This is a genomic window from Acinetobacter sp. GG23 (assembly GCF_057766365.1).
In genome coordinates, this window is the sequence record NZ_JBYMDJ010000004.1 from 146,122 (window position 1) to 159,393 (window position 13,272).

Below are 13,272 nucleotides of genomic sequence, written 5' to 3' on the forward strand. Positions count from 1 at the left end.
ATTTTTGTCGATGCTGATAAAAAGCCTGAAGTTTACTTTGGGCTTTTTTCTTTTAATATGTCATTATATTTTGGAATAAGGTGGTATACGTGACCAGAGCAATACGAATAGCAGTCGATAAAATTGAGCGTATTGTCCCTCTAGCTAAAGAATTGGATCGCAAGACCAAAATTCAGCAGCAAAAACAGGCTATCTATCATTATCGAAATCAATTGCTCTCCCAACAATTACACGCCACCATTCAGCAAGAAGATTTTGCTACCAATGAACATGGCAAACCATATTTAATCAAATTCCCTCAGTTTTATTTTAATCATAGCCATAGCCAAAAAAATTATGCTTTAGCCACCAGCTCTCATATGCCAGATTTAGGTGTGGATCTTGAGGATTTAGATCGGAAAGTACGCTTTGAGGCTTTGGCAGTACACGCTTTTCACCCCAATGAATTACGATACTGGAACGAACTGGAACAAGATCGTGAGTATTGGTTTAAAGTCTGGACGACTAAGGAAGCGGTATTAAAAGCATCTGGCTTGGGTATACATCTAAATTTAAATGAATTAGAAACTCGGGTGCATCCTATTTATGATGGAGGATTATGCAGTCATCCTTCAATCGGAACATTTGCGTATCAAAATTTCAATTTAGGTCATGCCATATTAACGGTTGCGTGGCGTTCAGAATCCTCCTGTAAAGGTTTTGCTTTTCCCGAAATTAAAATAATTTTTTCCTCTTAAAGAATTTTTTAAATAAAATTGATGAAGCATTGAGTGCTTTAAAGAGCCTGATCATCAGGCTCTTTTTTATTTTGATTCCGCTTGCTTTCTTTTCGCTAACGGCATATGGCTCATCCGGTTAATAAATTATTGGTTGAGATTGGAAGGCGTCTTTTAATGGTTATCTTGGTTTCAGAAAAAGCCTCTCAATTCATTCTTCACCTCCCATTCTTCTTTTGATTATGACCTGTTGGGTTCGAATCTGCTTTATTGGTCTTACCCGAGTATATTTAAAAATATTTTAAAAAATCACTAAAAACTCTGCCTGAACATAAGGTTTTTTTGTTTAGAACCTCTAAATAATAAGTTAAATATTTATAATTTGTTGAAAATAAATAAAAAATAAAATTATGTGATAGAGTTAATATTAAAATTTGTTTATTATTTGTTTGTTTTTTGTAGATTTATAAATTACGTAAAAAATAAACACAATGTAAGAGTTGCTGCACCTAAAAAACTTTAGTGAAGAAGGTATAAAAGATGAAAAAAACCGTATTGACACTTATGTGTATGTTTGCAGGACACGTTGCCAATGCAGAAATCATTAAAGTAAATGGTGAGGGTAAAGCACCTATTATCAAAAAAGATCCGAACGGTACACGTAACCAGGCTTTCAGTAATGCGAAAACAGATGCCGTCATTGCAATGATCAAAAAAATAAATGGTCCACAGGCCATGGGTGAAGCACAACAGTATTTAGATGAAATTGTGAAGCAAGTTGATCCGACTTATGTCATGAATCGTGGAAGTTCAACTCAAGGCAATAATGAATTAGTGACTCAAATTAGCTTGGAAATGGATGATCAAGAATTTCGTTCTATTCTGAATGATTTTGGTCTTTCTAAAAAGAATAGTCGTTCAAGCCCAATCATGATTGTCATGGACGAATATTTTGGTGTACCCAAAGATAATTCTAAACCGGTAAAAGAATTTACTTCTTATTTTTCCGATCGTAGCTATAGCTATGATGAAGATGCAAGCTACAAAGCCAGTGAAAGTGCCAAAGCAAGCGATAGTAGTTCTTATTCTTCTAAAGGGAAATCTGCAGCGGCCTCAGGTTATGCCTATGGCAATTATTATGGGGCGGGCGCAGGCGTTTCTGCACGTTCAGCAAGTCATAACAACTCAGGTAAATCTGCATCTTCAAGCAGTTATAACGCCAGTGAATCGGCAAATTATAGTCAGTCTGAACGTCAGAATGATATTCAGAGCTTTGTAAAATATGTGGAATATCAGACACCAAGTACTAAAGCTGAACATGACAATCAAACCTTAAATGCGATTGCAGCTGCAGCTTCCCGTTACGATTTACGCTTGTTGGATTCCGGTATTTTTCGTAGTACCTACCTCAAAGGTCGCAGCCTGACCATTCAACAGCTTTTAAGTGATACAGAGCTTGCAAAACTGGCAGTTGCGGCACGCAAGGAAAAAGCCGATTGGTTTATGGCGGGAAGTTCGTACATTTATGACCGTGGTCGTTCACCCGCAACAGGACAGTTTGTTTGCGATGGCGCAGTTAGTTTTAAAATTTATTCTGTAGATGACGGCACTTTAATGGGCGGTGAAACGCGCACTGAGTCATCGACCGGTGCGACTACAGATTCATGTCGAACCAATGTAGCAAAAAAACTGGGTGATTTAGCGATTAGCCAGGTGGGGCCACAAATTCTTGCCTACTCTAAAAATCGTTCAATGTACGGTAAAGAAATCACCATTTTTGTGAAAAGTGTTTCCGGCAATGTCTCTACACGTTTAGGGGATGATTTGTATGTGGCACTTGAAGAAATTGAAGGTGCAGAAAACATTGATGTGCGTACACAGGATGGCAGACTAGTCGAACTGACCATGACTTATAAGAGCAGTAAACCGATTACCGGAGAGTTGGCAAAAGCCCTACGTAAAGTCAATCCGACACTTTCAAGTGCAGAACGCTTGCAGGCAGGTAATACAATTACACTTTGTATTGGTGGTACACAATGCAAGTAAAAGCTAATGCACTATTGTTTGCAATGTCGATGCTTTCGATATCTGCTGTACAAGCAAATATACAAATCTATCCATCTCAAGGTGTTTTTGGGTTGGAGCAAGGTTGCCGTACAGATCTCAGCAAGTATGAAGCCAATGGTTCTTCAATTGACTGTGATTTTAGTCGGGCAATTGATAATCCTGCAATACGTAAACAAACAGAGCAAATTTTTTTACAAAGTTTAAAGCAAAATTTTGGGACTCAAATTGTCGATACCATTTCGCAAAAAACTAAAAATCGTACCTATATTGCATCGCTAGAGGTTTTACGTGCGAGTCAATATATTGTAAAAAAGGATTCGACCGCAGAAATTTTCCTGCCTGTCACCTTAAGCTTAAAGCTGACCAATGTATTGTCGGGTGAAGTCATTTATAGCGACAGTGCAACCTTATCTCAACCGATTCAAGTGCTCACTAGTGAAATTGAATCTGCTGCAACAAAAGCGGCGATTAAGCAAAAATTTCAAAGTACTTTACTGAGCTTGACGCAACAGGTCACTCAGGAATTAAAGTCGAAACTTAAAATTTCTGAAACCGAAACTCAAGTGATTGATCAATGGAAATCTTATCTGGTTCTAGATAAAGGTTTTAATCAGGGGATTGCTGCACAGGATGAGCTGAGTTCGGTAGACGGTGATTTGATTCGTGTGGTTCATGCGGACAGTGATTATGCTGTGGCTTTGCCCGTATTAATGTCTGGTAATAGTAAACGTTTTAGCAAAGTATCTACTAATACGCGTCAGGCCATGAATAAGCCAAAGGCTTTGGTGGTTGATGTACTGACTTATCAAGGTGAGTCGAAGGATCTAATCGAGCAAATCTTTTCTGATGCGGTGGGTGAGCAAGCATCTTTTACTTTAACCCCTGTCAATCGACGCTATAGTGCCATGGCGCAAAGTGTCAGTGAACAGACTGCCTTGGCGCAAAGTGAAGATATCAATCAGCGTGAATTACCTGAATTCTTTATTCGTATTAATGTTGTTCCAGTGATTGCCTATCAACAGCAGATTGGCAAAATGACTCAGCAGCAGGTTTTTCATAGCGAAGTCTTTGCTGAAATGATTGATCAATCCGGCCGTGTTATTTATTCCGCCCATGCAACAGATGATATTAAAGACGTTATTTCTGAAGGAATGGGCTTTTCTTTAGAGGCGCGTAAGGAAGTGGTACTGAAAAATGCGCTTTTAAAACTAGGTCAAAAATTTCAAAAAGGGATTCAATTTACCCGGTCTGATTTAAAAGTCTCGGGTTCAAGTGGTCAGAGCATTACCATTGATGATGCGGGTGAGCGTTTAACTACTGGCATGAAAGTTCATGTCTATCATCAAGATAAAGCAGCAGGGCGTAATATCCTGATTCCGACATGGGAAGCTACTGTACTGGAACGTCAAGGTGCGAAAGTCAAAGCGCAATTAGATTTCCCAGTCAGCAGCAACGATCGTTTACCGGTGCGTTCTGGCGACAGTATTTTGCTTGATAGTTCTGCTCCAGTCGGCGATTCAAAACAAGCCCGTGTTTTATGTCCAGGCTTGCATACCGAACAAGTCGGTGAAATTCCTTTCTATGGTTTTGGCTCTTTGATTTATCACGCCTTTACCAGTCAGTCGAAACGACCATTTTATGCTACAGGTTCAGGCTTTAAAGGCCAGACTTCGCTGAAAGATTCAGTGATTAGCATGACTGAAAATGCCGGATTTAAAAAGGATATGAAAGTCAATTTCCATATTCCGCAAAATGAATGTCTGCAACCGGTGTTTAAGATCGAAGTGAAACAAGACAGCATTAAATGCAATGCAGATAAAAGCAACTGTGATGCCACCTTGGTCATGGCGAGTGGTGCGCGCAGATTTAATGATAAAGCTGAAAAAATTGGTGCCTATGGGTTACAGCAAGAAATTGGATTGAAGGGAATCGATCACCAACATCGCCATGAAATGTACAACATCCAAATGTTTGAAGCTTTACCAAAAATTTTAAATCAAATCGTGCAAAAAGCCGATTCCACACAATAAGGGTAGTGACGTATGAAAAAAATTGCGATTGTATTGGCAGTAACTGCCTCCATGGGGGCTTCAAGCGTCTATGCAGGTTTTGGTTCACTGAGTAGTCTTGCTTCAAACTTGACTGAATCTGCAACTGGTGTATCTTCTTCAAATATGGATTTGAATGGGTTTTTTACTCAAGCCAAAGCCACTAATCAAATGTTTATAGAAAGTCGTGCTGCACTTGCTTATGTGCTCGCCAATAAACAAGATGCTGAAGAGCTAAAAACCAAATTAAATAGCTTTAAAACCACATCTGATCTCAAAGAAAAACAGGCTATTCAGCAAGAAATTACCAAGCTGTCTGCAACTGTATTAGATGCATCTAAAAAAGATGAAGAAAATACAGTGGAACAGCTTGCAGCTTTAAATAGCGAGAAAAAGCAGCTTCTATTGAAATCAATGTCTAACTTCGTAATTGCAGGTCTATCCGCGCGTGAGTTAGTGGTAAATAGCAAACAAGTATCGATGAGTTTGCTTTCTAATCCTACCGGCTTGTCCAATACAGGCTTATCTTTGGTTGATGCTAAAAGTCTATTAGGTGATGTATCGGGTATTGCTAAAAACTCTACAATGGTTATTGTGGAATATCCTAAATTATTGAAAAAAGCAGGAATTGAATTTAAAGTACCTGAATCATCCGCATCAAAAACACAGGAAATTACCCTTTAATTTTTAATATCTGAGCGATTTTCTGGACAGTATAAGATACAGTCGAGAGATGGAAAAAATGAAAAAGTCTGAAGTTTTTTCAGACTTTTTCATTTTTACGCTGAGCTAAAAACATTGTACTGATCCGGTTTACAAACTGCGGACTGACTTTAGACAAATTAAACATAATTTTGGTCTTGAACCCTACTGGTTCATGGGTTTTGGTAAATACAGAATCTTTCGCTTGCACACGTGTGTAAATTGTCTGTGCGACATCTTCAGCAGTTAAATGTACTCCCATATTTTGAATGCTGCCTGCATCCATATCTTTAACCATAGCGGTTTGAACAAATAAGGGCATGACATCCAAAACCCGAATACCATATTTCTGCCATTCAATATCTAGCCCTTCGGTAATACCGCGAACTGCAAACTTACTGGCTGAATACGAGACTAAATCAGGTTGTCCATAAATGGCGGAAGCAGAGGATAGGTTAATCACACGTGCAAAAGATGCCTGTCTTAAAAAAGGTAAAGCAGCATGGCAACCGTTTAAAACCCCGTTAACGTTGATATTGAAAGTTCGTTGATGCGCTGCAATATCGGTCTGCTCAAAAGCCCCTGAATAGAGAATACCGGCATTATTAACTAATATATTAATTTCTCCTGCCCAAGCCTGAAATTCATTTAAAGCCTGTTGCCATTGTTCATAATGACAAACATCAAGTAGACCAGCTTTAGCATTTGTTCCTAGGCGTTGGGCAAGTTTTTGCGCTTGAACAACATTGATATCATAGATGCCGACTTTATAACCATATTGATAAAACAGCGTTGCAATTGCGGCCCCAATTCCTTGTGCTGCACCACTAATAAAGATACTGTGCATATATTTTTCCCTTTCAGTTTTGTTTTTGTAGCGCTTAATTGTTAGCGATTTTAGCTTGAGCATAACAAATATTGACTGCGAAAAACGAATTTTTTCAAAATGACTGGAGTGATGAAAACATGGATAAATTATTAGCAATAATGCGTGAGTTACGTGAAAAATGTCCATGGGATCAACAGCAAACACCACAAAGCCTGACCAAATACGCCATCGAAGAAGCGTATGAGGTAGAAGCAGCGGTCAGGGAAGGAAATACAAACGAGATACGAGATGAACTTGGTGACTTGCTCCTGCAAGTGGTTTTTCAGTCGCAAATGTATAGTGAAGTTGGGGCCTTTGATTTTAATGATGTGGTAAATGCGATTACTGAAAAGTTAATTCGTCGTCATCCACATGTATTTCAAGCAGAGCAATTTTCACAACTTAGTTCTGATGATGTGGCGGTACTTTGGAAAAAAATTAAACAAAAAGAAAAACAGGGCAAAGCCCAATCCCGTTTAGATGACATCAAACATGGACCTGCAATTCAGCAAGCGCATGAAATTCAAAAAAATGCAGCACAAATTGGCTTTGACTTTCCTGATGTAGCAGGTGCTTATGGCAAGCTGAATGAAGAGTTGGCTGAATTACAGCAGGCTATCCACAATCAGAATTCCGACGAAATACTCGATGAATTTGGTGATTGTTTATTTTCACTTATCAATGTTGGACGTAAACTGGGACTTTCCAGTGAAATGGCGCTTTTAAGCACTATTCATAAATTTAGAACACGTTTTGCTTTCATTGAAGATCACGCTCAGCAACAACATAAAAAAATTGAGAAGCTGTCTTTAGAAGAAATGGATCGACTCTGGGAGCAGGCAAAACAACAATTAAAATAAAAGGCCTAGAATGAAAAAAATAATACAGATCCTAAATGCCATTTTTTATCTTGGTACATTGATGTTAGTGCTAAGTGGAACGACTGGTTATGCTCAGCAATTTGACCAGCAATACTTAAAATGGAAGGCTGAGCAGGAAGCCGAAGATGCACGCTTAAAAATACCGCATGTATCTCCGCCAAAAAATTACTATTTGGCGAAACCTGCCTTACAGGCATCTACGGGGTCTAAAATAAGTTTGAACCAAGCCAACCTGCAACAGCTACAAGAGTTGTCCGGGGTCGGTGTAAAAAAAGCGGAAGCAATTATTGCCTATCGTCAAAAAAATGGAAAATTTAAAAACATTGAGGAATTACAGCAGGTCAAGGGGATTGGACCGGCTTTATTTGCCAAGAATAAAGATCGATTAGCCTTATAATTCGTGGCTCAAGCAGTCAACAAGGGACAAACAATATATTTAGCATCGAGATAATCAAATTGCCCTTTGATTGTGTTAGATATATGATTAGCGTCATCTTAGATATTTTACGTTCAGACGTAGGAGACAGCGTCTTTTGCAAACTTTGCGCGCGTCAAAATGTGGTTTATCAACCGCTCAATTACCTTCTTCCATATTAGATGTTATCGATGCCTTAAATAAGGCAGGCTTTGAAGCTTATATCGTCGGTGGTGGTGTCCGTGACTTAATGTTGGGTCTTAATCCTAAAGATTTTGACGCAGTCACCGATGCAACACCGGCGCAAGTGAAAGAAGTTTTCGGACGGCGTTGTCGTATTATTGGACGACGTTTTGAGCTTGCTCATGTCTATTCAGGCCGAGAACTGATCGAAGTTGCGACATTCCGTGCACCGCCTAAAAAAGCAGTCACTTCTGCTTCAGGCATGATTTTACGTGACAATAATTGGGGCACGATTGAGCAAGATTTTGCCCGCCGTGATTTTTCCATTAATGCGATGTATTACCAACCGCGTAAAGGGATCGTGCTCGATTTTTGTAATGCAATTGATGATATTGAAAATAAAACTTTACGCTTATTGGGCGATCCGACTTTACGTTTTGAAGAAGACCCAGTGCGTATGCTGCGTACTTTGCGTTTCGCGGCAAAATTAAATTTCAGTATTGCACCTGAAATTTTAGAGATTTTCACTCCGGAAATGACCCAGTTGCTGCGTGATATTTCTCCGCATCGTTTGTATGACGAGTCGCAGAAATTGTTCACCATGGGGCATTTGAATCGCGTGCTGCCGATGCTGATTGATTTTGATATCTGGCGTCAGTTGTTTGCTGATATCCGGCCAGAAATTTCCACATTTATCGAACGCGCTGCCATCAATACCGACCAGCGTATTCAAATTGGTAAAACCATTAATCCTGCATTTTTCTATGCGGTGTTGCTGTGGAAACCCTTTTTAGAGCGTTGCGAATTTTATCTCAGTAAAGGTGTGGTTGCTGCAGAAGCACGTGCACAAGCGGGTCTGGATGTATTAAAACGTCAGGCCACCCGTACCATCATCCCACGTTTTGCAGAAACCTTTATTCGTGAAGTTTGGGAAATGCAAACTCGTTTGCTGAATCCAAAACCACAACAAATCCAAGCTTTATCATCCCATGCACGTTTCCGTGCCGGTTTCGATTTTCTGCTACTTCGCGAAAAGTCAGGGGATAACACTACCCAAGGTATGGGCATGTGGTGGGATTCATATCAGTTAATGAGTACCGATGAAAAAGAACGTGCCATTAGTCAATATAATCGTCAACGTGCAAAAAGTCGTCGTAAAGCTGCAACAGAAGATACAATTGAACCTAAATCCGTCTCTGTAGAAATTGAACCGTTGGTCAACGAACCTGAACCACGTCGCCGTGAGCGCAAGAGCAGAACCAGACCTGACAGACCTGTTCAAACAGTTTCTGCAGGTGGCTCAGAGATTGCATATGACCATCCAATTCTAAAACGTAAACGGGTAAAACGTGATTTAAATCACGTTGTTTTTGGGCCGACACAATGACCACAGTCACCTATATTGGCTTAGGTAGCAATTTGGGTGATTCACGCCAGATTTTGCTTGAAGCTGTGCAAAAACTGGCAACACTTGGAACCGTGAAAACATCCAGATTATATCAAAGTCCACCAATGGGCCCCCAAGATCAGCCGAATTATTTAAATGCGGTGGCGCAGCTAGAAACTGATTTAGCGCCTTTGGTCTTATTGGATGAGTTGCAACGTTTTGAACAAGAGTCGGGTCGGGTACGTTTACGCCGTTGGGGCGAGCGTACCTTGGATCTGGATTTATTGATCTATGGCCAAGAACACATTCAAAATGATCGTTTAACTGTTCCACACGTGGGACTGTTCGAACGTGATTTTGTGGTCATACCCTTGTTAGATTTAGATGTAAATATACAAATTAAAGCACAACGATTAAAAAATTTACCCGTGGTTCAACATCCGACAGTGTCTGTTTTGGATGATGAAACTTGGTCAAATATTTAATTTAGACATGTGGAAAGCATGGGTTAGAGGAATATCTTGATGATTAGTCTCAGCGACTTAAGAAAATTTAAAACTGATGGACGCAAATTTTCTTGTTTGACTTGTTATGATGCAAGCATGGCAAAAGCGATGGAAATTGCCGAAGTCGACAGTATTTTAATTGGTGATTCTTTAGGGATGTCGATTCAAGGGCGTGATTCCACGCTGCCGGTTACTGTAGAAGATATGGCTTACCATACTGCAGCGGTACGTCGTGGTAATCAGCATGCCTTTATTATGACTGATTTGCCATTTATGAGTTATGCCACTCTAAATGATGCCTTACTTAGCTCAAAAACCGTCATGCAGGCGGGCGCACAAATGGTCAAAATGGAAGGCGGGGCCTGGCTAAGTGAAACTGTCACTGTTTTGACCCGAAATGGTATCCCTGTGTGCGTCCATTTAGGTTTAACGCCTCAATCCGTACATGTCTTTGGTGGTTATAAATTACAAGCTCGTACTCGTGAAGCCGCGGATCAATTAATTGCAGATTGTAAAGCCGTGGTTGAAGCGGGTGCTGCATTATTATTATTAGAATGTGTACCTGCACAATTGGGTAAAGAAATTGCTGAACTGTTCCCGCATATTCCTGTAATTGGGATTGGGGCAGGCGCAGATACTGATGGTCAAGTACTTGTGGTTCAAGATATGCTTGGGCTGACCTTTGGTCGTGTGGCTAAATTTGTACGTAATTTTATGAAAGAACAAGCGGGGGAAACTGCAATTTTGGATGCTTTTAAAGCCTACCATGCTGCAGTACAAGAGGGTTCTTTCCCTGCCAAAGAACACACTTTTCAAGTCGAGCTGTAAACATGAAAACAGAAACCACCATTCAAGGATTAACGGCTTCACTTAGTCCAGCTCGATCGGCACGAAAAATTATTGGTTTTGTTCCAACCATGGGTAATTTACACGAAGGTCATTTAAACCTTGTACGTGAAGCGCGTAAATTATGTGATGTAGTGGTGGTCAGTGTTTTTGTCAATCCAATTCAGTTTGGTCCAAATGAAGATTTTGAAAATTATCCGCGTACTTTGGAACAGGATAGCCGTTTGTTGGCAGAGGTAGGCTGCGATATTGTTTTTGCGCCAAGCGTTGAGCAAATGTATGGTAATAAACCCCGTTTAACCAATATTAGTGTCTCTGAAATCACCAATGATTTGTGTGGTTTACAGCGTCCGGGTCATTTTGATGGCGTAGCCGTTGTTGTGACTAAACTGTTTAATATGGTGCAACCAAATTTTGCATTCTTTGGACAAAAAGATTATCAGCAATTGGCGGTGATTCGTCAGTTTGTACGTGATTTAAATATTCCATTGGAAGTGATTGGCGTACCGATTACCCGTGCTGAAGATGGTCTGGCACTGAGTTCGCGTAATGGGTATTTAAGTGAAGAACATCGTCAGATTGCACCGACCATTTACCAAAGTTTAAAAGCTGCTGAACAAGAACTTCAAAGCGGTATTGAGCTAACGGAAGTGTTGGAAAATATTAAGCAAAAGTTGACACAAGCCGGTTTTATTGTGGATTATGTGGAAGCACGTACTCTGGAATTACAGCAAATAGAAGCATTTAATCAGGATGTGGTTTTGTTTGTCGCGGCAAAATTAGGTACAACCCGACTGATTGATAACTTGCAAGTTAAGTATACTGCGTAAAATTTAGTTAAGGACAGCCTTGCCATGAAGCGTATTTTAATCGTTACAGGACAATCCGGATCAGGGAAATCATCTGCATTGCAGGTGCTTGAAGATTTGGGATATTACTGTATTGATAATTTGCCATTGGCACTGCTGCCGGAAATTGTTGCTAAACTGGACAGTGAAAATAATTTAGAACAATTGGCTTTAGGTGTAGATGTACGCAGCACTCGCGCGGACTTACAAGAGTTTGATCATGTGTTTGAACAACTGCAAACCCATGGTTCAGTCGATATCATTTATCTGACCACCCAAGATCAACAATTGATTTCCCGTTTTAGTGCTTCGCGTCGCCCTCATCCTTTGTCCAGTCGTTTTAAAAGTTTGAATCAGTGTATTCAGGAAGAAAAAACCTTATTGCTTCCGATACAATTACGTTCAACGGTACATATTGATACTACGGATAAAAGTGTGCATGATCTGAAGCACACTTTATTGTCTAAACTTGGACAATCCGATAACCTCATTTTAATTTTGCAGTCTTTTGGTTATAAGCACGGTATTCCACTGGATGCCGATTATGTGTTTGACGTACGTCATTTGCCTAATCCGCATTGGGAGCTGGAATTACGCAAATATTCAGGTTTGGATTTACCTGTGCAGCAATTTTTGCTGCAAAGTGAACAAACCAATGAAATGTTCGAAGATATTTATCATTTTTTAGATAAATGGTTGCCTGTCTTCGCAGAGGGACATCGTCACTATATGACAGTGTCGATTGGATGTACCGGAGGGCAGCACCGTTCAGTATATATAGTGGATAGACTCAAAAAAGCTCTTGAGGCAAAATGGTCTATTCAGGTCTTACACAGGGAAATGAAGCACTGGTCATGATTGACACAACTGTTGACGTAATTAATAAACTAGGTTTACATGCGCGTGCATCTGGAAAGCTAATTGAAGTTACCACCAAATTTCGTTCATCGATTCAAATTGGTAAAGGTGACAAATTAGTCGATGCAAAAAATATTATGTCCTTGCTCATGCTCGGTGCAGGCAAAGGCACAACTTTACGTTTAGTGCTTGAAGGTGCAGATGAACAACAAGCTTTATCTGAAATTCAGGCGCTATTTGCAGCAAAATTTTACGAGGCAGATTAATCGTGGCACGTCGACCGCAACAGCGTTTTACTGAAGATGACTTTGAAACTTTAGAAGGACGTGCAAGCAAAACCGAACAAAAAAAAGCAGTTCAGCGTATGGCTGCTTTAGGTGAACAACTCTCTGAATTGAGCCTTAAGCAAATTCAGAAACTCCCTGTGGAAGAGCGTTTAATTGATGCTCTGCTTGATGTGCGTAGTATTACTTCACATGAGGCACGCCGTCGTCAGTTTCTACGGATTGGTAAATTATTGCGTAATGAAGATGAGGCAGTGATTTTGTCTTATTTAACGCCGCAACAAGGTGCGAAAAAAACCGCACAATTACAGCGTTGGGTTGACCGAATGATTGCACAGGGTGATCCTGCAATCAAAGAATTCATGAAAGCACACAATGCGGCTGAGCATCATCCGATTCGTCAGCATATCTTGCGTATTCAACGTGATATCACCAAACAATTGCCTGAAGAACAAGTCGCTGCGTCTAAGCTGAAATTATTTAACTATATTCAGCAAGTGGCATTGATTTCAGATAACTGATTTTTTGTTCAGTGCAAAATCTAAAAAAGCGACTCAATTGAGTCGCTTTTTTTATTCCTTAAGATTTCTCTCTCCCTTTGGGGGATTAAAGAGAGGGTTGACCGCTATCCAAAAATATCTTCCAAACAACTCATTTTTCAAA

14 protein-coding genes are annotated in these 13,272 nt (G+C 40.0%); 13 read left to right on the forward strand and 1 reads right to left on the reverse strand.

What is annotated here, in order from left to right:
- Positions 1–89 precede the first annotated feature (89 nt).
- The 4 genes from AC3CAU_RS09045 (at position 90) to AC3CAU_RS09060 (ending at position 5,515) form a co-directional block, all read left to right on the forward strand.
- Positions 90–737 (forward strand): 4'-phosphopantetheinyl transferase family protein, encoded by a 648-nt coding sequence (locus tag AC3CAU_RS09045; RefSeq protein ID WP_447053997.1) that lies wholly within the window; start codon positions 90–92, stop codon positions 735–737.
- A 519-nt stretch (positions 738–1,256) separates the two neighbouring features.
- Positions 1,257–2,762 (forward strand): hypothetical protein, encoded by a 1,506-nt coding sequence (locus AC3CAU_RS09050; RefSeq protein WP_447053998.1) that lies wholly within the window; start codon positions 1,257–1,259, stop codon positions 2,760–2,762.
- Positions 2,753–4,813, forward strand: a complete 2,061-nt coding sequence (locus AC3CAU_RS09055) for a hypothetical protein (RefSeq protein ID WP_447053999.1) — start codon at positions 2,753–2,755, stop codon at positions 4,811–4,813. The genes AC3CAU_RS09050 and AC3CAU_RS09055 overlap by 10 nt, the downstream gene beginning before the upstream one ends.
- Before the next feature lie 12 nt (positions 4,814–4,825).
- Positions 4,826–5,515 carry a hypothetical protein gene (locus tag AC3CAU_RS09060; RefSeq protein ID WP_447054000.1) on the forward strand — a complete coding sequence of 230 codons (690 nt, stop codon included), beginning with the start codon at positions 4,826–4,828 and terminating at the stop codon, positions 5,513–5,515.
- A gap of 79 nt (positions 5,516–5,594) precedes the next feature.
- On the opposite strand, the gene AC3CAU_RS09065 is transcribed toward AC3CAU_RS09060, so the two are convergent.
- Positions 5,595–6,380 (reverse strand): SDR family oxidoreductase, encoded by a 786-nt coding sequence (locus AC3CAU_RS09065; RefSeq protein ID WP_447054001.1) that lies wholly within the window; start codon positions 6,378–6,380, stop codon positions 5,595–5,597.
- 119 nt (positions 6,381–6,499) lie between these two features.
- Between AC3CAU_RS09065 and mazG the strand changes: the two genes are divergently transcribed.
- The 9 genes from mazG to yjgA all read left to right on the forward strand — a co-directional run bounded on the left by mazG (position 6,500) and on the right by yjgA (position 13,130).
- Positions 6,500–7,261 carry a nucleoside triphosphate pyrophosphohydrolase gene (mazG, locus tag AC3CAU_RS09070; protein WP_131216546.1) on the forward strand — a complete coding sequence of 254 codons (762 nt, stop codon included), beginning with the start codon at positions 6,500–6,502 and terminating at the stop codon, positions 7,259–7,261.
- Between the two features lie 61 nt (positions 7,262–7,322).
- Positions 7,323–7,679: a ComEA family DNA-binding protein gene (locus tag AC3CAU_RS09075; RefSeq protein ID WP_447054002.1), complete on the forward strand. Its 357-nt coding sequence runs from the start codon at positions 7,323–7,325 to the stop codon at positions 7,677–7,679.
- A 136-nt stretch (positions 7,680–7,815) separates the two neighbouring features.
- On the forward strand, positions 7,816–9,267 hold the full coding sequence (gene pcnB / locus AC3CAU_RS09080) for a polynucleotide adenylyltransferase PcnB (RefSeq protein WP_447054003.1): 1,452 nt from the start codon (positions 7,816–7,818) through the stop codon (positions 9,265–9,267).
- On the forward strand, positions 9,264–9,752 hold the full coding sequence (gene folK, locus AC3CAU_RS09085; protein WP_131216539.1) for a 2-amino-4-hydroxy-6-hydroxymethyldihydropteridine diphosphokinase: 489 nt from the start codon (positions 9,264–9,266) through the stop codon (positions 9,750–9,752). Before pcnB ends, folK begins: the two co-directional genes overlap by 4 nt.
- Positions 9,753–9,791: 39 nt before the next feature.
- On the forward strand, positions 9,792–10,601 hold the full coding sequence (panB, locus tag AC3CAU_RS09090) for a 3-methyl-2-oxobutanoate hydroxymethyltransferase (RefSeq protein ID WP_424619324.1): 810 nt from the start codon (positions 9,792–9,794) through the stop codon (positions 10,599–10,601).
- A 2-nt stretch (positions 10,602–10,603) separates the two neighbouring features.
- Complete coding sequence (gene panC / locus AC3CAU_RS09095; protein ID WP_424619322.1) at positions 10,604–11,449, forward strand: pantoate--beta-alanine ligase; 846 nt, start codon at positions 10,604–10,606, stop codon at positions 11,447–11,449.
- Between the two features lie 24 nt (positions 11,450–11,473).
- Positions 11,474–12,325 carry an RNase adapter RapZ gene (rapZ, locus tag AC3CAU_RS09100; RefSeq protein WP_131216533.1) on the forward strand — a complete coding sequence of 284 codons (852 nt, stop codon included), beginning with the start codon at positions 11,474–11,476 and terminating at the stop codon, positions 12,323–12,325.
- The gene (locus AC3CAU_RS09105; protein ID WP_131216531.1) at positions 12,322–12,591 is read left to right on the forward strand and encodes an HPr family phosphocarrier protein; all 270 of its coding nucleotides are present in this window, start codon (positions 12,322–12,324) and stop codon (positions 12,589–12,591) included. The genes rapZ and AC3CAU_RS09105 overlap by 4 nt, the downstream gene beginning before the upstream one ends.
- A gap of 2 nt (positions 12,592–12,593) precedes the next feature.
- Positions 12,594–13,130, forward strand: coding sequence for a ribosome biogenesis factor YjgA (yjgA, locus tag AC3CAU_RS09110; protein ID WP_131216529.1), 537 nt, complete (start codon positions 12,594–12,596; stop codon positions 13,128–13,130).
- The last annotated feature ends 142 nt before the right edge of the window (positions 13,131–13,272 follow it).